Origin of the sequence: Microcoleus sp. (assembly GCF_041354475.1) — a bacterium.
Taxonomy (GTDB): domain Bacteria; phylum Cyanobacteriota; class Cyanobacteriia; order Cyanobacteriales; family Microcoleaceae; genus Microcoleus.
The window spans coordinates 1-21,863 of record NZ_JBGJZU010000065.1 but is presented as its reverse complement, the minus strand read 5'-3'; the positions used below and the strand labels follow the sequence as shown (position 1 = coordinate 21,863).

General features: G+C 44.4%; 14 protein-coding genes. 6 read left to right on the top strand and 8 right to left on the bottom strand.

Annotation, left to right across the window (positions count from 1 at the left end):
- Positions 1 to 8 precede the first annotated feature (8 nt).
- Both ACBR23_RS21215 and ACBR23_RS21210 read right to left on the bottom strand, forming a co-directional pair.
- Complete coding sequence (locus tag ACBR23_RS21215) at positions 9 to 1,016, bottom strand: glycoside hydrolase family 24 (RefSeq protein ID WP_371120145.1); 1,008 nt, start codon at positions 1,014 to 1,016, stop codon at positions 9 to 11.
- 352 nt (positions 1,017 to 1,368) lie between these two features.
- Positions 1,369 to 2,286 (bottom strand): YihY/virulence factor BrkB family protein, encoded by a 918-nt coding sequence (locus tag ACBR23_RS21210; RefSeq protein WP_371120146.1) that lies wholly within the window; start codon positions 2,284 to 2,286, stop codon positions 1,369 to 1,371.
- 313 nt (positions 2,287 to 2,599) lie between these two features.
- Here ACBR23_RS21210 and ACBR23_RS21205 point away from each other — a divergent pair, with 313 nt between their 5' ends.
- On the top strand, positions 2,600 to 3,496 hold the full coding sequence (locus ACBR23_RS21205) for a CNNM domain-containing protein (RefSeq protein ID WP_371115894.1): 897 nt from the start codon (positions 2,600 to 2,602) through the stop codon (positions 3,494 to 3,496).
- A 152-nt stretch (positions 3,497 to 3,648) separates the two neighbouring features.
- Here ACBR23_RS21205 and ACBR23_RS21200 read toward each other — a convergent pair whose 3' ends face one another.
- The 3 genes from ACBR23_RS21200 to ACBR23_RS21190 form a co-directional block, all read right to left on the bottom strand.
- Complete coding sequence (locus ACBR23_RS21200; RefSeq protein WP_371120997.1) at positions 3,649 to 10,353, bottom strand: glycosyltransferase; 6,705 nt, start codon at positions 10,351 to 10,353, stop codon at positions 3,649 to 3,651.
- Between the two features lie 67 nt (positions 10,354 to 10,420).
- Positions 10,421 to 11,041, bottom strand: a complete 621-nt coding sequence (locus tag ACBR23_RS21195) for a methyltransferase domain-containing protein (protein WP_371120148.1) — start codon at positions 11,039 to 11,041, stop codon at positions 10,421 to 10,423.
- A 41-nt stretch (positions 11,042 to 11,082) separates the two neighbouring features.
- Positions 11,083 to 11,892, bottom strand: coding sequence for a CmcI family methyltransferase (locus ACBR23_RS21190; protein WP_371115897.1), 810 nt, complete (start codon positions 11,890 to 11,892; stop codon positions 11,083 to 11,085).
- Between the two features lie 18 nt (positions 11,893 to 11,910).
- Between ACBR23_RS21190 and ACBR23_RS21185 the strand changes: the two genes are divergently transcribed.
- Positions 11,911 to 12,093, top strand: coding sequence for a hypothetical protein (locus tag ACBR23_RS21185; protein ID WP_371115898.1), 183 nt, complete (start codon positions 11,911 to 11,913; stop codon positions 12,091 to 12,093).
- Between the two features lie 43 nt (positions 12,094 to 12,136).
- On the opposite strand, the gene ACBR23_RS21180 is transcribed toward ACBR23_RS21185, so the two are convergent.
- Complete coding sequence (locus ACBR23_RS21180; RefSeq protein ID WP_371120149.1) at positions 12,137 to 12,349, bottom strand: hypothetical protein; 213 nt, start codon at positions 12,347 to 12,349, stop codon at positions 12,137 to 12,139.
- 50 nt (positions 12,350 to 12,399) lie between these two features.
- Here ACBR23_RS21180 and ftsH3 point away from each other — a divergent pair, with 50 nt between their 5' ends.
- From ftsH3 to tpiA, 4 genes are all read left to right on the top strand, one after another.
- Complete coding sequence (gene ftsH3, locus ACBR23_RS21175) at positions 12,400 to 14,238, top strand: ATP-dependent zinc metalloprotease FtsH3 (protein ID WP_371115900.1); 1,839 nt, start codon at positions 12,400 to 12,402, stop codon at positions 14,236 to 14,238.
- 303 nt (positions 14,239 to 14,541) lie between these two features.
- Positions 14,542 to 15,480 (top strand): hypothetical protein, encoded by a 939-nt coding sequence (locus ACBR23_RS21170; protein WP_371120150.1) that lies wholly within the window; start codon positions 14,542 to 14,544, stop codon positions 15,478 to 15,480.
- 102 nt (positions 15,481 to 15,582) lie between these two features.
- The gene (locus tag ACBR23_RS21165; protein WP_340520478.1) at positions 15,583 to 15,768 is read left to right on the top strand and encodes a PCP reductase family protein; all 186 of its coding nucleotides are present in this window, start codon (positions 15,583 to 15,585) and stop codon (positions 15,766 to 15,768) included.
- A 74-nt stretch (positions 15,769 to 15,842) separates the two neighbouring features.
- Complete coding sequence (gene tpiA / locus ACBR23_RS21160) at positions 15,843 to 16,583, top strand: triose-phosphate isomerase (RefSeq protein ID WP_371120151.1); 741 nt, start codon at positions 15,843 to 15,845, stop codon at positions 16,581 to 16,583.
- A gap of 58 nt (positions 16,584 to 16,641) precedes the next feature.
- Here the strand turns inward: tpiA and ACBR23_RS21155 are convergent, their stop codons facing one another.
- Positions 16,642 to 17,115 (bottom strand): hypothetical protein, encoded by a 474-nt coding sequence (locus ACBR23_RS21155; RefSeq protein ID WP_371115904.1) that lies wholly within the window; start codon positions 17,113 to 17,115, stop codon positions 16,642 to 16,644.
- Positions 17,116 to 17,215: 100 nt separating this feature from the next.
- Positions 17,216 to 21,562, bottom strand: a complete 4,347-nt coding sequence (locus ACBR23_RS21150) for a response regulator (RefSeq protein WP_371120152.1) — start codon at positions 21,560 to 21,562, stop codon at positions 17,216 to 17,218.
- Positions 21,563 to 21,863 lie beyond the last annotated feature (301 nt).

Sequence of the window (21,863 nt, the reverse complement as noted above, 5' to 3'; positions counted from 1 at the left end):
GTTATTGGTTATTGGTTATTCGTAACAGCCAATCCTGGGCGATAAATCTCCAAATTTTGCTGATACATTGCTTCTAGTTTCGGCATCGAGGATTCCACAGAACCGCCAAAACGCCGAAAAGAAGGCCAGATGTAAGCGAGTTTTCTGACTGCTGGTTCCAATCGACCCGCTTCTATATCTTCTAAGGCACCTTTTTCTCGGATTAACTCTACAGCTACAAGGTCTTGATTTTCCGGGCTGAAATCCTTGAGACCAAATTTTTTGGCGAACCTGTCCCAAGTGGTACTGAGAAACTGATATCGCCCTGCTGCATCGGAACAAAGTTTTTTGCCGTAGCGGCGGCCACACCTCATTTCTCTGGGATGATCTTGAAAGCTGGCAAATTTAGTGCCTGTGTACTGCGTGCGGTAGCCATCGGGAGTAGCTGTGCCTTCGGCAGTGGCAATCGTGTCCAGAAACGCTTTGACTCGACGATCGCGCCCGATGCTATCCTCTTCTTCGTCTAGTGAATTTCGTGTTGGTGTTTCGGGCTCCGGATCATCCCCGCTGCTATTGTCTTCTTGGTTTGGTGAATCGATGGCTGCAACGGATGGCAGACGTTTTGGGGTGGGCGAAGTTTCTGCCAAGATAGATTGTCTCCACAGTCGGGGAGTCATTCGACCGAAGAAAAAGCACAAACAGATTAAGAAACCCCAAGACAGTTGAAAACGCAGGCGTTTGAAGCGATGCCGGCCCACAACCGGCCACCCATAAAGGGGGAGTGTGGCGGACAAAATTCCGGTTTGCTGGCCGAAGGCGAACAGCGATTTCAGCGCTACCAAGGTTTGCTTGTAGAAACGGGGTGCAAGTTTCCGAGCTCTCATGGCAGCGGCGAAAGTGTGGATATCTGTGAGACTAACTTGTGCCAGCGGTTTTTCTACAAACGCTCTAAAATAATTGGCAGCCTGCCAGCTAAAGCGCCGATGGCGGGGGGATTGGCGCTTTACCCACAGACGAATTAGCTCCTGGTCGGACATAGGGAGCAGATGGCTTCCCAGATGTTCTGGTGAGTACAAAAGTACCTCCTGATATCAGTTCTGGTTGAAATATCCCTGTCAATGGATTGGGGATTGGTTCGGCAGTGGAAATTGGGACTGACGAAAACCTCAAATTTTTCCGTCATCACCCAAGAGTAGGGACAGGGATCAAGATAAAAAGGCTTCAACCAGATCCAGTGATACTACTAAGTGTTCGTTAGGTCAAGTTTATTAGTAAATTTGGCGATCGCATTCAGTCGAAAATTTAGTGATGACTAAGGCCAGACTATCCCAACTGACATCGGTTTCAAGGTAGCCATCGATCGCTTTTTTTCGGCTCTCATATTAAGAATTAAGACCTCTTGCGCTCAGAGTGTGGCGAGGATTCTCGATCTTGGTTGTTGAGCAAATGCTGGCGTTTTGCCTGCATCAGCGAACCGTAGCGGTTAGCCCAAACTTGAGTAAACTCAGCACCTAAAAATAGTATCTGAGCCGAATAATTGATCCAAAGTAAGATAATCACGAAGGAGCCAGCAGCACCGTAGGTAGAGGCGATACCGCTACCTCCGAGGTAAATTCCAATTAGGGATTTGCCGATCGTAAACAACACAGAAGTGATCGCAGCACCAATCCAAACATCGTTCCAAGCCAGATTAACATCGGGCAATAGTTTGTAAATTAAGGCAAAAAGCAGCGTGACGACACCAAAAGAAATGGCAAAGTCCACAATTTGCCAAATGCCGACAGGCAAGTGCAGCAAGCCATTCAACCAATAGCTAACGGCTGCTAAAAGGGCGCTAATTACCAAAGAGACGAGCAGTAAAAAGCCGATACCTAAAATCATCGCAAAAGACAATACGCGGTCTTGCAAGAAGCCCCAGACCCCTCGTCCGGGGGCTGGTTTAACATTCCAAATAGTATTGAGAGCTTCTTTAAGATTAGTAAAAACGTTGGAAGCGCCCCACAAAAGTGTAGCAACGCCAACTAAGGTAGCAATCATTCCCGATTTAGGTTCGGAGGCTTTGACGATCAAGTCTTGGACGGTTTGGGCACCATCTTTGCCGATTAAACTTTGGAGTTGGGCGACGATTTGGCCTTGGGCAGCGTCGGCACCAAAGACTAAACCCGCGATCGCAATCACGATAATTAGCAGCGGAGCGAGAGAAAACACCGTGTAGTACGCTAGGGCTGCTGCTAGGGTGGGCGCTTTATCTTCTTGCCATTCAGTAAAAGTTTGTTTGAGTAGCGATAAGACTGTTTTTAAGTTCACGGTATTTAGTTTAATCTACTTATTGTTCACAAGCAGATTTTACGAAGTCAAAAGTCTTTTGGCATCCGCCACAAGATAGATTTATGGATCGGCAAATTACCTTTTTTCTGTGTTTTGAACGAACCGCGAAGACGCAAAGGGCGCAAAGGAAGAGAAGAGAAAGATTTGACAAGTTTCACTGGCAAGATGTACAGTGAACACTTACGAATACAGCTTAGTGCGGATATCCGAAATGTGTAGTAATAGACCTATCTAAATTGCCAGCTAAAATAAAAGAATTAACCTAAAACATCTATCATATTAGATATCTATTTTGAACAACCTTACTTGCCTAGAAATAGAAGTGGCCGAAACACTGTTGAGATTAGCGATGTTGCTGGGCTTAACTCTCTTAATCGCCTTTTTCGTGGCATCAGAATTGGCATTAGTATCAGCAGACAAGCATCAAATCCGCCAACTCGCGCAGTTGTCCGACTCTCCAAAAACCGCTAAAGCAGCCCAACTCGTCCACCAAGCTCAAAATGACATCCCCCATTACTTATCCGTCACCCAAACCGGCACAACAGCAGGGAGTTTGCTCTTAGGTTGGCTGGGCGAGGGAGCAACCGTACACTGGATAGAACCGTGGATTGACAAATTGCCTCTAGGTCATTTACCTGCTATGCTGACTGCTCATGCGATCGCAGTTCCAGTAGCTTTCATCTTAGTAACATACATAGAGATAGTCTTAGGAGAACTCATCCCCAAAGTATTAGCATCCCACGCCCCAGAACGCACCGCTTTACTGCTGATCCGTCCCCTAAAAATCTGCTCCAACTTGCTGTGGCCGCTGCTGGCAATTCTCAACGCTAATGTACGGCTGCTGACAGGTGGAATTACCCGCCATCAGTCTCCACCTCTCCTATCACCTTCCCAGGCAACTATCGTCCAAAAAGACGCACATTCAGCACTGATTTCTGGGGGATGGGAAGTGACAGAACTCAACAAACAACTGGGATTAAAACTACCAATTAGCGACGCTTATCAAACCATAGCTGGATTCATGATTCACCATTTGGGTAAACTCCCAAATCAAGGAGAGCGATTGTTGTGGGACGAGTTAGAAATAGAAGCAGAAAATGTAATAGAATGCAGTTTAGAAACAGTGCTGATCCGTCAAGTAACTCGTCCTTTATTTAAGACTCAACAGCCAGAACTTGTGTTGAATTGAACTACTACGAGCAAGAACAATAATTACTCAACCCTCTATCTTCTCTTCCCTTCCATACTCTTCCTTCGTGCCCTTCGCGTCTTCGCGGTTCGTTTAAATCCAGAGATTTGAGATTACCAAAAAATCCCAAATCTCAAAAACAGCTAACTTAATCACCCAACAGCCACCTTAACAGCACCCCCAACAAACTGCTCATAATCCGCCAACAACCACGGAGGCAAACAACTATTCGCATCCTCAACCCGCAACTGTCCAGCGCGACAAAACAGCATCGCAGCTAACAAATAATTCACACCTTTAGGTCTTCCAAACCCTTTACTCAACTCAGCAACTAACGAATTAAAAACAGCACGTTCAGTTTCATGCAACGGCTCATTAATAAACCCACTAGCGAGAATTGCTTTATAACCTTTACCGAAATCGCTCCGGTACAAAAGTTCCAGTTGTTCCTCAGAGACACTCAGCCACAAATCAGCAATTTGCTTGCGAATTTCCCGCAAATCGGCTAACACTGGTTCAGCCGTATTGTCTATTTTATAAAGATTGATAGCACCAGTTAATCGAGCCAAAAACTGCGGTAGATAGTCTTCTTTGACTACAGTTTTTTCTGTTTGAGCAAAGGCACTTTCAAAAACCCGGTCATAATCGTCAAACAACCACTTGGGTAAACGAGTATTAGCATCGGGAATCCGCATTTTACCAGGCACAAAATACAACATCGCACCTAACAGAGCATTGATAGCTTGCGGATGCACCAGCCCTTTGCTAATTTCAGTCAACTGCTGCAAAAACTGCTGTTCGGCTTCACTCATTGGTTCTGTTTGCAAGCCACATCCCAGTATTGCTTGATATGCTTTGCGCACTTCGCCTTGATACAAAGTTGCCAATTTTTCTGGCCCAACAGTTAGCCAAAAATCAGCCAATTGTCGGCGAAGTTGGCGGAGTTCCAAAACTACCGATGCGTCTGATGAATCAATGCGGTAGAGATTGACGCATCCTAATAATTGATTGACAAATTGTGGGGATTGAATGTATTTAGCTAGCAACTCAGAACTCGATTCGGAATTCAGACCGTTTTCTGGTTCAAAAACTTGTTCGTAATCGCCGATTAACCAGTGTGGTAAACGGTTTCGAGCTTCTGGAATTCGCATGGTTCCTGGTGGGAAATATAGCATCGCGGCAAGTAAGGCATTGATGGCTTGGGGATGCACCAATCCTTTGCTAATTTGCGTTAATTGCTGCAAAAATCTTTGTTCGTCTTCCATCATTGGTTGATGTTGAAAGCCGGAAGCCAGCAGAATTTGGTAGCTTTTTCCTGAATCGCCTTTGTAGATAGTTTCGAGGTTGTCAGCGGGGATGTTTAGCCAGAAATCGGCTGTTTCTTTGCGGATTTGACGTAGTTCTGAGATTGCTGATATATTGGAGGGATTTGCTTGATAGAGTTTGAGGGTATTCGATAGCCGATCGCCCAAATCAACCACTTTGGGAATGCTATCCTGTAAGATGCGGGATGTTGCTTGGTGGCCAGTTTGCCATTTGCCAAAGAGTTGTTGAAATAATTGTGCGATCGCCCCTGAATATGCCACACTATCAAAACAAGCCGGATTGGCTTGCATTTTCTGCTGAATTTCCTGGCGATAGCGTTGTCGCAGTTGAGGATTAGTGCCGAGAGTCACTGCTAGTTGAATATAAGATGCTTCACTGTTGGTGATTAAATCGGGCATTTGTAATTCCCGCAGCATCGCCGAACCTTGCCGAAACCGCAAAGCATTTCCTTCCACAACCACCGTCGGTAATCCTACTTGCAAAGGATCAATTAACGATGTCGCCCCGGCGTAAGGATAGGAATCGAGATAAACATCTGCTAGCTGCAAAAACTCTTTCACATCCGCGCGAGTTGGCAATTGTTTTACGAACCGCAAACGATTGTTATTCACGCCGTATTTAGCGCAGATAGCATTCAGATTATTGACAAAAGGTGTGGCGGGATAACTGCGAGTCCAAGCCGGGCCAAAGGGATATAAAATCAAGATAGAATCCGGTACTGCTGCTAAAATCTTGACCCAAGTTTCTCTCAATTCCGGCAGAATCTTGTAGAAGTTTGCACCGGAGATAAAAACAGTTGTTTTGTCGTCAATTCCCAGACTTGGGCGGGTAGGCTTAACTGTCGCCACTTCCGATTCCGTTGCATATTTGAAACAAAAACCGCTGCCTTCCATAACGGCTAATTGTTCTCGATATTGTTCTTGATAGCTGGCATCAGGAACCGTATATTTTCCGGCAATGTAGTAATCCATGTGCCTGATTCCCGTGGTAGTTGGGGAACAGAAAGATGTCGTTTGTACCCGCGCCAAACGGTGCATTGCTAGTGAAACCAACGGTTTGTTAACAGCAGTTAAATTCGTACCAAAAAACAGGATATCTAAGTCATCGGCGCGAATTGTTTGGACTTGAGTTGCAAAGTCTGTGGGGAGTGTAACTAGCTTGTCTGCACGACTTTGGCAATACTGTTCTAATGGGTGTCCGTTGGTGTTGAGCGCATAGAGAATAATCTCGAATTGGTCGCGGTTTAAATGCTCGAAAACCGGGATTGTAGCAAAGGTTTCGGTTTGGGGTGTGAAATGGTCGTTGATGATGCCGAGGCGGATTTTTGTCCGATTTTGCGATCGCGCTGGGAAGATACAATCAATAGAACTACCGCGAATTTTGAGCGCAAACTCGATAATATCTGCCCGTTTCGTGTAAATATCGCGCAGCTTGGCAGATGTAAAATACAGCGGGATAAAGTTAGCAGCTTGGGAGAAAAAGAAAGCAATATTTTGCCAAAGTTGGGAATCAGGATTTTTGAAGATATTACTATGAATGTAATTCACCCAGCCCTGGATGAATTGATAGTAATTGTCGGCTTCTCCAACTGTTTGGAACAGGTTGGGGCTGCCAAACATAAATTTGAGATAGTCATTGGCAAACCAGTTGGGAATTTGAGCGCGATCGTACTTAATCTGCAATTGATCGGCGCGTCGGTACAGCATGGCTGCCAGCAGGTAATTGATGGCTTTCGGCTCATTAAATCCTTTAGCAATATTGCCTGCTAATTCGTTGACAAAAGTCTCTTCTGTATCCGTTAGCGGTTCATATTTAATTTCGCTATTTAGCAGTGATTGGTGCACTTTTCCTGCCTCACCTGCATAGGCGCTTGCCAGTTGCTCTGGGGGTAAACCGAGCCATATTTCAGCAATTTTTTGGCGGGTGGGTTGAGTGTCAACATAAACTGATGGGTTAGTTGATTCAGTTTGCGATGTCTTAATTCCGCTAGAAAATCCCGTTGACGGCTGATGAGATTCACCTTTCAATAGTAGTGAAACTATAGCCTCTTTCACTTGACTAGATTGACTGCACTTTAGCAATTCTCTAATTTGGGCTAGCGCACCTTCAAATTCTCCATCACTCAAGAGTTTCTTTGCCGTATCTAAAGCATAGAAAGCATAGTGTTCTCTGGCTAGATTAGATAATTTATCTGCAACCTCCCTAGGCAAATAGGATTTAGAAATTTCAATCGAGCGTCGCACATCAGCAATTAAACCACCAGATTTTACCAAACGAGTATTGTCTGATGAGGAATGTTGGCGATACCAAGCTAGGGGTTGAGGTTCGTACCAAATCGGATAATGCACTGCAATTCGCTTCCACATTTCCCAATCAGAAGCAGCACCAGCTTCAGGGCTAAAACCGCCCAGTTTTTCATAAACGCTGCGTTTAACAACAATGGGAGAAGCTTGTAGACGGCACATCACAATAATCAGTTCTAACCAATCAGTAAGTATACCTGGAGTTTCCCTTTCTAGCCAAGATACCCAGCGCTGATTTCCCACTTCATCTGTGTAAATATGGCGGCAAAAAGCAGCGCCTACACTCGATTCTTTTTCAATCCCTGTTCGCAAGCTGCTGTAAAATCCTGGTAATACAACATCGTCATCATGCAAGATGTGAACCCATTCACCTTGCGCTCTTTGAATGCAGAGATTAAAGATAGCAGTTTGCCCAATATCTTGTTCTGGGTGTCGATAGAAATTAACTCGTCCACCACCTATATTTTTAACAAGTGCCTCCATTTCATCTTGGATAGATTGATTGGAGCAATCGTTAACAACTTCAATTTGAATTTGCTCAGAACTGGGAATTTGTTTGAGTACGCTTTTTAGCGCTTGCTCCAAATATTTTATCCGGTTATAGGTGGGAATCATTACAGACCAAAATGGTCGGTGAATATTCGCAGTAATAGGATGGATTCGCGGAAATGCTTGAGAAATAGTTGGAACCGTGGCAACAGCAGTAACATTTAAAGGTTGTGCTTCTACTCCTGCTAACTGTCGCATCCACTCTTTGACTTGAGTGGTATCTGTCATCTGACTTTTAACTTCTGCACTCAGTAAATTGAAATACGAACTGCGTAAAATTTTCTGGTGAAATCTCTGAACATCTTGAGCTATCTCTCCCTTTAGCAAGTTTTTTCTTGTTAGTTGAGAAAGGTGTACTCGCCAGTGTGATAAACATTTGTTAACAAAACCAATTTTGTAGTAGCTCATAATTCTGAACCACATTTCTACATCAACTAATTGCTGCAATTCTACATCGAATAATCCGACGCGCTCGAACACTTCTTTTTTAATTAAAACTGTGCTCGGTTCTCCTATTTTATTAATTGGATTATTCAAGACATTTGGCTCTGCTAGCAGGACTTTTCCGTCTTGAATTGGTTGTAAAGTAGACCAATTTCGAGAAATTTCTACAGCCCCTCTACCAATTGCTTGGCAAGCCGGATCGGAAACTGCATCTTCTGCTAGCAAAACTCCGCGTCGCGAAAATACTAAACCTATTTGCTCATTCTGTTCTGCTAAATTTACCAATTCGGCAATACATTCTGGTTCCAGTAAATCATCTTGACATAACAATTTAATGTATTTTCCTCTTGACTGAGAAATGCAGTAATTCCAATTTTCAACTAGACCTAATTGACCATGAGTGAATATTTTGAAATCGCCCGAAAACTTCTCTGTAAGTGAATTGGCAATCGCTACTGTTTTGTCGCTCGAACCGTCATCAGAAATAATGATTTCTAAATTGGTATAAGTCTGAGCAATCACGCTCAAAATAGCTTCATCCAGATATTTTTCGCCGTTATAAGTAGGAATGCAAACGCTAACTAAAGGTTGAGTTATTTTAGTTGAGCTTAACTGCCGATGGAACTTCTCAACGCAATGCTGGCTAAAACAAGGGTCATGTTCAATAAATTTATGCCACCTTGCTGTCATCAATGCCGCTGCTGTCTTTTCGATTTCTAACTGAGATTGAATGCTGAGATCAAAAGCCCAACCTTGTAACTCTTGATGCAATACTTTGGCGTGGCTGATATAAACATTTCGATAGCCTTTTGCTATCATTTTTAAACACAGATCGACATCACCATATACAATTGGTAAATTTTCATCAAAACCGCCGATGCTCGCGAATACTTCGCGACGGCACATCAAGCACGCTCCAGTAACAGCCGATACGTTATTCGTAAATCCGATATGTACCAGGTCATCATACTGTACTACTGCATTGCTAATCCCTTTGTAAGCATGACTAGCAATCCCATTAACACCTAGAATAAATCCTGAATTTTGTACAGAATTATCTGGATACATCAGGAGACAGCCTACAGCACCAACTGATTTTCTTTGAGCTTGCTCAACCATTGCATTGAGCCAATCTCCATGCAGTATTCTGGTATCATTATTCAAAAAGAGTAAGTAATCTCCTTGTGCTTTTTCTACACCAAAGTTATTGAGGCGAGAGTAGTTGAATGGAATGTCTAATCTGTAAGATTTAAACTTAGTTGGTTGCTGAGTGCGCCACCTTTCAATAATTTGAGTTGTTTCTAGTTCTACACTGCCGTTGTCAATCACCACAACTTCATAATTAGGATACAAAGTCTGGGTAAAAATTGAGTAGAGGCACAGATTTAAAAGACTGCCAAAATCCCTAGTAGGAATGATAATGCTAACCAGTTTGTCACTATTAATTGCGTAACGGACGGTATAATGACCTGGTAGGTTTTGATGGGGGATAACTTGTCCTGGCTCACCTCTTCTATGAATCGCATCTGTTATGGCTCTGACAGCGGCTTCATAGGCATAAGGTTTGGCATCTTTGGAAGCAGACGCAGATTCGGAGTGAAATCTCCAATGATAGAGGATTTTAGGTATGTGGAATATCTTGTTAGTTTTTTCTGTAATTCTCAAAACTAAATCATAATCTTGACTACCGTTATAAGCATCTCTAAATCCACCTATTTCATTGACTAGCGACCGTCTGTAAGTACCTAGGTGACAAGTGTACATCCGAGATAAAAATGAATCAGGACACCAATCTGGCTTGTAACAGGGAAGAGAGAAATCGTTTTGTTCGTTAACCTTATCTTCATCTGAATAAATCATGTCTGCATCGGGATGCTGATTCAGCAGTTTTACTACTTCATACAAAGCATCTACTGTCAGCAAGTCATCGTGATCTAGCAGGGAGATGAATTCACCAGTCGCGAGTTGCAATGCAGAATTTGAAGTGCGAGATATATGACCGTTTTGACTTCTTAAAACTGCTTTAATCCTAGAGTCTTTTGTCGCATATTCTTCTAATATTTGTTTGACGTGAGGCTTGGTTGAAGCGTCATCAGCAATGCACAATTCCCAATGAGTGTAACTTTGGTTTAGAACAGATTGAATTGCTGCTCTTAAAAACTGTTCTGGTGTATTGTAAACTGGCATTACAATACTGATAAGTGGCTGATAGCTCAACTGAGTCATTACATTCATTCCTGGAAACCTCGGTGTTAATTTCATGTTTTCAATATATTCTCGTTTTGTTTTCAGATGCGATTAATTATGGCACTTGGTAAGCTAGCCAAAATCCATTTCCTACTTTGCTATCGGGGTCTTCCGTGCCTAGTAGTTGCCAATTAATAGTCGGAAGATAGTCATTTTTTGTGCTGAGCTTTTCAAAAAATTTTCTGAGCGTTGTTGAGGTAAATTTCCAGTAATGTCCGCCTTTACCGCCATATAAATTTTCTGCAGGAGCTGTTTCTATCGTCCATTTTTCTTGGTGTGCTTTAACTAACTGATCGTAGGTAGATAGCGGGCGATTATCTCCGACTAGAGCATCGGGCTGGGGGACAATCATCACCACATATCCTCCTGGTTTGATGACTCTTTGCCACTCTAATAAAGCAGATATAGGATCGGGAACGTGTTCAAATACATGGCTGGACAAAACAAAATCTTGGCTTTTGTCTTTGACTGGAATGTTGTCTGCTTCGCCGTACATATCTATTTTTGTAGGTTGCTCCCCCATGTTAACCTGGTTGTCTTGAAACATATCTTCGTCAAACTTGGGAGCAACATTAATTGCATTCACTCCAAAGGGATTGTGCGAGGCTGCTCCGAGTTCTATACCTGAGAGTCCTGTTAATAACTTGAGTGTTGGTTGGTGCAGTGGAAATTTCATGGTTGCTATGCTTGTTTTAGTGGCAGAAACGGTTGATATATTTAGCGCCTAATTAAAAAACCGTTAGTTGCAAAAGTAAATCCAAATTTATTTTCGCGACGGTCATCTCTTTGATAATCATTAGGGTAAAGAGCAAAATATTCTGCCATTGCTTCGTAGGGTCCTTCTTCCCATCCGGGCAAAACGGGGTGTCCGTTAATGTTACTATCTTCAACTATTAAATAATCTCCTGTTTTCAGTAGCGATCGCAACATTTGCATTTCCCCTAAAACGTGATGCTTTTCATGGTTGCTATCCAGAATAGCAAATACCGGTCCGGGAAATTCTCTGCGCAATACTTCTATTCTTTGACCGACTGCTGGAGCGGTGGAAGATGAAAGCATTAACTCAATCCGGGGATGATTTCTAACTTTGGGATGCAGAGATTTATGGTCAATATCTACCGAAAATACTTGAGACTTATCATTAATTTTTTCTAAAAGATCGGCAAAAAATAAAGTACCTCCACCATAAAAACTGCCAAATTCTATAATTAAACTCGGTTTTAAATCCCAAATGATTTCTTGGTAATTCCACATATCAGATGGAGATTTTAGCACTTTAACACCTGTCCAAAAAGTCGTATTCCAAATTTGCTGATTGTAGTACCATAGGTGATAGCGCAGACCGATGTCTGTAGTAGCAAGTGTATTTTTTGATAAGTGATATTTGATTTTGCCTAATAAATATAAAGCATCTGAATTGTCTGGCTGAATATCAAGGATTTGAAAACAAATTAACTCAGCCTGAAAGTGGTCATCCGACTGATATAACTTCGTTGCAGTTGCGATCGCATCTATGAGGTTTTGCATCTGAGTTGAAAGTTAGTTATGTTACCTGTTTTGCCGGCGTTTTTGTTTCGACCGAAGAAGCGGATTGCTCTATCTCAGTTTGCTAGACTAGACAAACACAATCGTAAAGGTTGTCACGATCGCGACGGCCGTCGCTTCAAGGGCTCGCTACCGCTATACAGATTCTGCGGGAAGAAAACAGGAAAAACCAGGCTTAAGTAGCTCCCAGACTGAAGCATCTTATCAGGAGTTAGCGCCATTGGCATCAGTGGGCGATCGCCCTTACCCCCTTGGGCAAGACATTGACAAAGATCAAGTTGTCATGTAAGCACACAAGCAGATGGTTGAAGAAAGCGCCCAAATCTGAAGACGAAGCCCAGCAACGTTTGGTTTCCACCACTTCAAAGGCCCGATCGCCCACAGCCGAGATTCCAGCCAACCAAAAACAAGTTACAATTACGTTAAGATTGATGAACATAAATAAAAATTCCCAAATCACAGGGACTAAAAATTAGGAGATCCACCTCAGTGAATAAACGCTGGAGAAACGCAGGCCTGTACGCACTTCTGGCTATTGTAGTCATTGCTTTAGCAACCGCATTTTTTGACAAACAGCCCCCAAGCCGCGAAGTTTGGAAGTACAGTCAATTCATTCAGGAAGTCGAAGGCAAGAGAGTAGACAAAATCAATATCAGTTCCGATCGCACCAAAGCCCTCGTCACAGCCCAAGACGGCAACAAAGTGATCGTCAACTTGCCCAACGATCCAGAACTGATCAACATCCTGACCAAAAATAACGTAGACATTTCTGTTCTACCGCAAAGCGACGAAGGTTTCTGGGTAAAAGCCCTTAGCAGCCTGTTTTTCCCGATCCTACTGTTGGTGGGACTCTTCTTCCTGGTGCGACGCGCCCAAAACGGGCCCGGCAACCAAGCCATGAACTTCGGCAAATCCAAAGCTAGAGTCCAAATGGAGCCGCAAACTCAGGTCACATTCAGCGACGTAGCCGGCATCGAACAAGCCAAGCTAGAACTCGCCGAAGTCGTGGACTTCCTGAAAAATGCAGACCGCTTCACCGCAGTCGGTGCCAAAATCCCCAAAGGCGTGCTGTTAGTCGGCCCTCCCGGAACAGGCAAAACCCTCTTAGCAAAAGCAGTAGCTGGAGAAGCAGGCGTTCCTTTCTTCTCAATTTCCGGTTCCGAGTTTGTCGAAATGTTCGTCGGTGTGGGTGCTTCCCGCGTCCGCGACTTGTTTGAACAAGCCAAAACCAACGCTCCTTGTATCGTATTTATCGATGAAATTGACGCCGTAGGCCGTCAACGCGGCGCTGGTATGGGCGGTGGTAACGATGAACGGGAACAAACCCTCAACCAATTGCTGACTGAAATGGACGGTTTTGAAGGTAACACCGGCATCATTATTATTGCTGCTACCAACCGTCCTGATGTGCTGGATGCTGCGTTGCTCCGTCCAGGTCGCTTCGATCGCCAAGTAGTAGTAGATCGCCCCGACTTCGCAGGCCGCCTCGAAATTCTCAACGTTCACGCCCGCGGCAAAACCTTGTCCAAAGATGTGGACTTGGAGAAAATCGCCCGCCGTACACCCGGTTTCACTGGTGCTGATTTGTCCAACCTGCTGAACGAAGCAGCAATTTTGGCAGCCCGCCGCAACTTGACCGAAGTCTCCATGGATGAAGTCAATGATGCGATCGATCGCGTCCTCGCAGGCCCAGAAAAGAAAGACCGCGTAATGAGCGAAAAGCGCAAAACTTTGGTAGCTTACCACGAAGCCGGTCACGCCCTAGTCGGTGCGCTAATGCCCGATTATGACCCCGTGCAAAAAATTAGCATTATCCCCCGCGGCCGCGCCGGTGGTTTGACTTGGTTCACACCTAGCGAAGACCGCATGGATTCTGGCTTATATTCTCGCTCATACTTGCAAAATCAAATGGCCGTTGCTTTAGGTGGCCGCATTGCTGAAGAGATTGTCTTCGGTGAAGAAGAAGTGACAACAGGCGCTTCCAATGACTTGCAACAAGTGGCAAGAGTCGCACGGCAAATGGTGACTCGCTTCGGTATGAGCGATATACTAGGCCCTGTAGCCCTCGGTCGCCAACAAGGAAATATGTTCATGGGTCGCGATATCATGGCTGAACGGGATTTCTCGGAAAAAACCGCAGCGGCGATCGACAATGAAGTCCGGTTGTTGGTAGAACAAGCTTACCGACGCGCTAAAGATGTGCTGGTTGGTAATCGTCATGTCCTTAATGCTTTGGCAGATATGCTAGTTGAAAAGGAAACTGTGGATTCCGACGAGTTGCAAAATTTGTTGGCTAATAGTGATGTCAAAATGGCGACTATTGCCTAATTGATTTTGGATTTAATCTAAAGTTTGAAATCGGTAATTGGGGTTATTCTGGAATTGTCCGGGATAGCCCCGATTTTTTTATAGATATCAAATTTCGCGGCCCACCCACTCTGATATCAATTCGGGTTGTACCGGAATGATTTAACCGCGAAGGCGCGAAGGACGACCCCCCCCTGCCCCCCCCAAGGGGGGAAAGAGGAAGAGAAGAGAGAGATTAATACAGGACGATGAAGAGAGTATTTGATATGAAATACTATATAATCACTTGGAGACAGTAAATTCAGTTGATAGAGGTAACTTACTATGGAAGTAGCACTGCCTGATGTTTCTCAAAGCTTTCAAAAAACCAAAGAATTTTTGACGGAAGAATTCGGCAAAGGACTTAATTATACTTCAGAAGAAATAGCACAAGCTAAATTTTCTCTCTCGGAAACTGCTGACAAGGCAAAAGAAGCTCTCACTCAAACTACTAATTCTGCCGTTAATTCTGTTAATCAAGCTACGAACAATGCTTTAAGTAATGTAGCAGAGACAACTAAAAAAGCAACTAATTCTCTATCTGAAGTCGCGAATCAAGCAGTTACTCGTGTTAGTGAAACTACCAACAAAGCTGTTGATGCTGTTTCTCACTCTGCTATAACTGCTAAAGAAACTATTACTCAAACTACTAACTCTGCGGTCAATACTCTGAATCAAACTACTAGCCAAGCTGTAGATAGTGTAACTCAAGCAACAGAAAAGGCTAAGGCCTCATTACAAGATAGCCTCGATCAGGCTGAAAATATTAGCGGCGCGGCTTCAGATGCCATTAAAAATGCGATCTATACTACCGTCAAAGATTGGATGGATTCTCATCCTGTAATCTTATGGTTGGTGAGTCATCCGCTGATGGGGTTAGCAATGCTGCTGTTATTTATATTTATGATATTGGGTTTGTTCCAGGCTTTAGGTAGCTTTTTTACAGAAGCATGGTTATTTATTTTGCAAACCCCTGGAAAATTTATACAAGGGGTTTTCAGTGTCGGCTCTAAATCTGTAAGTAATCTTGGTGGAGTGACGGTAAACTCATTGGTTTCAAGGAATGCGGGATTAAATAATAATTCAGCTTTACAAGTAAGGGGAGTTGAATCAAACAGTTTGGACTCTCAGGAACGACTTGCTAATATTTTGAGCAGGCTTGAGGCAATTCGACAAGAGCAGAGTCAGCTTTTAGAAGAAGTGTCGGCTATTTTAGGCAAGTAATTTAATGCAGTTGCGATCGGGCACTCATGGTAAATTAAATACATCCTGGCTTGCCATCAAAGCCAGATAAATCAAGGCTTGTAGTCGATCGCCCAAAACGCCATGCCCGATTCCGAATTCTCCGATGATTTAAAATGGACACCCGAAGCCAAGGCCAAGCTGAAAAATATTCCCTACTTTGTCCGGGGAAAAGCTCGCGTCCGCATCGAACAGTTGGCCCGCGAAGCCGACACCGAAGTTGTCACAGTGGACTTAGTTGAGCAAGCTCGCATCGAATTTGGCCAATAGGCGATCGCAATGTACCCTAAAGCCTTAAACTATAACTTGCCTCTCCTAATGTTCACAGAGCTACTGAGTCACCCGTGCGGAAAATTGTTATTGCTGGCAACTGGAAAATGTACAAAACTGGGGCTGAATCCCTAGAGTTTCTTAAAGGATTCACCTCCTCTTTGACGGAAACCCCGGAGGAACGAGAAGTCGTGCTTTGCGTTCCCTTCACTTCATTAGCCGTCCTCTCGAAAAATCTGCACGGTGGCCGGGTGCGGCTCGGTGCTCAGAATGTTCATTGGCAAGAGTCGGGAGCTTATACCGGCGAAATTTCAGGGCCGATGCTCGCAGAACTTGGGGTTCGCTACGTCGTCATCGGGCACAGCGAACGGCGTCAATATTTTGGTGAAACTGACGAAACGGTGAATTTGCGCCTGTTGGCCGCTCAGAAGTATGGTTTAATTCCGATTTTGTGTGTCGGGGAAACGAAGCAGCAGCGAGATGCAGGGGAAACTGAAACTCACATTTTCTCTCAGTTGGCACAAGATTTGGTTGATGTCGATCAAACTAAGTTGGTAATTGCTTACGAACCGATTTGGGCGATTGGCACCGGCGATACTTGCGAAACTAAGGAAGCGAACCGAGTTATTGGCTTGATTCGCAGTAAATTGAGCAATCCTGACGTGCCAATTCAATACGGCGGTTCTGTTAAGCCGGAAAATATTGATGAAGTTATGGCTCAACCGGAAATTGACGGGGTTTTGGTTGGTGGTGCTAGTTTGGAAGCTGCCAGTTTTTCGCGCATTGTCAATTATCAGAAAATTGATAATTGGTAATTGCTAAATTGGTCGATGGAAATTCTATCTCCCACTCAAACAAAACTGTTGAATAACTTTATTTTTTAGGCCGCTGCTGCTGATAAACACTCACAACTTTATCCGCATAGGTAGCTGTCGCGCCACTTTTGCAAGCAGCCGATTCACCTGTCATCCACCAACAAGCAGCGCGACGGATAGCACTCAATTCATTATTGTTGCTAGCTTTGTACTCGTCGCGCAGTAAATCTCGTGCTATGCAGGTGACAATTGACTTGGCTTTTGTCGCGTCAGCCTCAAATTGTTGTGGTGTTAAATCTTGTTTGGTGCAGAATTTTGCCCAACGGGAAATATTTTTCGGTAAAACTTGCCATTGACTGTACATTCCATCATTGGGGGTTTGGGGTGGTGCAGTTTGTCGCAGGGCTTCTACGAGAGCCGAAACTTGGGCATCGGTAACTGCTTCGGCTGCTGCTGGAAGTGTTTGCCATCCCAGGCTAATTATCAGGCTGCTTAATAATAGATTGGTTTTGGCGATCGACTTTAACTTCATTTCGCTATGCCCTGTTTGATTTCAACTTGCTTTACTGCCAAAACTTATACTATTTGGACTATCGACTGCCTCTGTCTTGAGCATGATTTTCTCTCTGAATTCAAGATGTCTGGCTGTACAGCAATTCTGTTTTCAAAGCTGCTTCTACTATTTGATATTCGGCTTTAACTTTTTCTAAAACCCCATCGGCTTTTGCAGACAAAGACTGGTTGGCATTTGTCGCCATGCGCCCCATTAATTCTAGTTCTTCGCAAAGCTCAAATAATTGAAAAGCACCGAGAGTGCCGCTAATCGACTTTAAAGAGTGAGCAGCCTGCCGCAAAGCGAGCGGATCGGCGTTTTTTACAGCCCCAGAGATACTCGTTAGCAATTGGGGGGCTGTTTCGATGTAAATGTCGATCGCCTCTTCTAAAGCTTCTACTTCTCGCAGTCCCTCAATAATTTTGCGACTCAGGGAGTTCTGATTGTCTGACGGGACTTGGCATACTAAAGATGGAGTAGGCACAATGTTGGGCTGGGGAATTGTCAGTTGTTGCGGTTCGGCAACAGTCACATTCGATCGCACTTCTAATTGATTTGTAACCTCGATCTCTTCAGCATTTGAGTTAACAGAAATCATCGATTGCCACCGCTCAAACTCGATAGGCGATCGAGATTTACAACTCTTCAAAACTCGAACCAGTTCCTCAATTTCGATGGGTTTGCTCAAATAATCATCCATTCCGGCAGCGATGCACTCTTCGCGATCGCCCCGCATCGCATTTGCCGTCATTGCCACAATCCAAGGTTTGGCAGCATCATCCCATTCTTGACAAATCAGCCGCGAAGCTTCCAAGCCGTCCATTTCCGGCATTTGCATATCCATCAATATCACATCGTAGGGCTGGCGGCGCAAAGCTTCCAAAACTTCCTTGCCATTTCCCGCCACATCAGCGCGATAGCCCATCCGCTGCAAAATCTGTAAACCCACTTTCTGATTCACCAAATGATCGTCTGCCAACAAAATCCGCAGTGGCAACTCCTGGGCAATCATGGGGATACTTTTGGATAAACTGCCGCTACTGCGCTGCACTCTCACTTCACTGCTCGATTCCCCAAAAATATTGATTAAAACATTATAAAGTTGGGATTGTTTGATCGGCTTGTTCAAAAAAGCAGCAAAATTCACCTGCTGCATCACCGGAGAGTTAATTTCCTGCCTACCCATAGAAGTTAGCATGACTAAGGGCAACTGTTCCCCCGACTCTAACCTCCGAATTTCTGCTGCTAAAGTCAACCCATCGATTTCCGGCATTTGCATATCCAAAACCGCTAAGTCAAACTTTTCTTGGGCACTGAGCCAATCTAAGGCTAAAGTAGCAGAAGCAGCCGCGATCGGCACCATTCCCCAAGACTGAGTTTGGAGAGTCAAAATTTGACGGTTAGTAGCATTATCATCGACAATTAAAACTCGCTTTCCTGCTAATTCTGGTTGAGAATTGCTTAAATTAATGGGCAAGGAATTATGGCAGCATCTAGCGATTGTCGTGCAATAAAAAGTAGAGCCACTGGATTTTAAATGATTAGTTGGAGTATCAATTTCATTTAATTCTGCTCCTTCGCCATTGTCTCCCAATTCCAGATTCAAAACTGTCGGTTTAAAATCTTCGGGAGGATTGCCAGCTAAATTGCCCCTACTTTCCACCCACATCCTGCCACCCATCATTTCGGATAAACGCTTACTAATTGCTAAACCTAATCCAGTACCGCCGTAGTGGCGGTTGGTAGAAGAGTCAACTTGACTAAAAGATTTAAACAACCGATCCATGCGATCGGCTGGAATACCAATACCAGTATCTTTTACCGCAAATTGTATTTCGTAGATTTGGTCAATTTGTGATTCTTCGCTATCAAATGCTGACTGTGGTTTGGAACTTGGCACAAGTCTGGGCATTTTTTTGGCAGTACAGGATAGCACCACTTCTCCCGCTTCAGTGAATTTAACGGCATTACTGAGCAAATTGATTAAAATTTGCCTCAAGCGGGTGCTGTCGCCGATCGCAGTTACGGGCACAGAACTGTCTATAAAATAAGCCAATTCCAATTTTTTTTGTGCCGCCCTAGCAGCTACCAAGTCCAGAGATTCCTCAATGCAGGTGCGGATGTCAAAGGGATGCTCCTCCAAGTCCAATTTACCCGATTCAATTTTGGAGAAATCGAGAATATCGTTAATCAGAGTTAGCAAAGCATCGCCACTGCTGCGGATAGTTTCCACAAAATCTCGTTGTTCCGAGCTTAAGCGGGTATCCAGCAGCAAACCTGTCATCCCGATGACTCCATTCATGGGAGTACGAATTTCGTGGCTCATGGTTGCCAAAAATTCACTTTTGGCTCTCGTGGCTGCCAGTGCTTCGTCCCTGGCTTTTGCTAAATCAATGCCCGCTTGCTGGCGTTCAAGTTCGCTACCTACCCACTGAGCCATCAGTTTCACCAATTCTCTGTCTACCACTCTGAAAGGTTCTGTCATGGGATGAGCACTCCAGAAGCAGAGAGTACCGTAGACTTCCCCAGCCACCATGACAGAGATGCCCATGTAGGCTTCTATGTTGAAAGCCAGGTCATTATTGAATTTGCGCTCCGATGTGTTGAAGGCCAAGCACAAAAACTTCACCGACTCGAAGTGCAGCGGTTCTTTTGACTGGGCTGTGGCCACGCAGAAGGTTTTTTCTAAATCATAGATTTGTCCTTTGGCGATCGACCCATCGGGACACTTTACAGCCATGATTTGATAATTGTTACCTTCAATTGCCGACAAAATTCCCACTTCCAGCCCGAACTGTCTGCATCCCATGGTCAGCAGTTCTTGGAGTCGCAAATCGAAGGTTGAGAGGCGATTTAGCGGGTCTGTGCGGGGTGCTGACGTCACTTGATACAGAGCTTTAATGGCTGCTTCGCTTTCTCGCAGTTCTTGTTCTGTTTGCTTGCGGAAGCTGATGTCGCGGGAAATCCCAATAATTTCTTGAACAGTCTCTGTTTCAGGATCGCGGATGGTGCGACTGGTAGTTTCAAACCAGATATATCGGCCATCTTTGCGACGGACACGGTAGCTGAGGGTGTAAGTCACTGGCAGCGCCATCAATTTCGCGTGGGCTTTAGATAGCTTTTCTACATCCTCTGGATGGAAATAATTCTTGGGGAACTTGCCGATCAGTTCTTCTGGTTGATATCCCAGCAAAGCGTTGCAAGCGGGCGATACGTAAACAAAAACACCTTTGGAGTTGTGTCGGCTGATCATGTCCGTTGAGTTATCCGCCATCAACCGATAGCGGTCTTCGCTTTCATTGCGTTCGATTTGAGAATTGCCCAAGGCTTCTAGCATTTGGTTGATCGTCTCTGCTAGGCTGGAGAGTTCATCTGCTCCGGGCATATGAACGCGCAAGTCTGGGTCGCCATTGGCCGCTATGTTGTTGACGCTGATACTCAAGTCTTGCAATCTTGCTAAGACCATTTTTTCTAATAATATCAGTGCGATCGCGCTAAATACTAAACCTACGGCCAATATCGATAGAGTAAACAGTTCTAAGGTGGCTTGACCTTGGCTATAGATTACTCGGTCTACTTCTACTCGCAACATCAGTGCTAGATTGCCGTGGATGTCCCGAATCAGGGCGTATCCAGCAACTAAGCTTTTGCTAAGCGGCTCAACTAAAATTTCTACTGATTTGAGGTTGGAAATTATGATTTTGAGCTTTTCCAATTCTTGCTGGGACTGAACTATCTTTTGAGTTTCTGGCCCATAGTAGCTGGTCGCTCCGACTTTAAAATCTAAAGTTGGCAATCTAAAGTCTACGGACAAGTGAGTCAGTTCTGAGAGTAATTCGATTTCGGTGTTGTCGAGATACCGTGCCAGAATCAGAGTCCCGCGACGGGGGCCGATCTCGTTGCTATTGAGAATTGGCTTGGAGCTAATCAGCAAGGTGGCTTCTGGGATGGTGATCACCCCTGTTTTGATCGATGGCATCCCATCCCCCCCATCTGCCCCAGGCTTTAGCAACGCCGCCGTCAGATGCTCTTGTAAGCTTTGGGGAATCGGGGTCTCGGCTTGGGATTTCAGGTCGAAACCTTTACTGAAAACCACACGCCCCTCTGCGTCTAGCACCATCAATAAATTCAGCCTTAAGTAAACAAATGTAGCATCTACGAAATTTGATTTGACAAAATCCTGACTATGGGTATTGACGAAGGAGTAGGTGTCATCCCACTCGGCATAATCTCGTGCGCTAGTATCTAAATTCGATAAGTCATCATCTAAAGCATCCAAAGCCCGCGCTACATCCTGACGGACGTACTGCGCCTCTAGATTATGGAAATCGTGCAGCAAAATGGTTGATGCCGTCGCATACAGCACCACAATCAGGCAAATCAGAGCTGCACCAACAATTAATAGTGTTTTTTTTCGGAGTTGCATCGGGTTGCCCTCCTCAAGATGCCAGGAGGAAAATTTCCTGGGTCTGTTTGAAATGTAAGTCGTTTAACATTGTATTGGGATGACCTGCGTATTTTAACTGAGCTTGGCACATATGCAGCAGCCATTGCTATACCTTAATATTCTGGATTTCACCAAAAATAATCAATCTAGTATGTGACATACTCCCACGTCAAGCCGAGTACAGCTATGACGTGGGCATCTTTGCAGCCCTACTAAGGGTATACAAAATTTCCTTTATGGTACTGTCATCCATAGTTCCTACTATAGAAAGATTCCCACC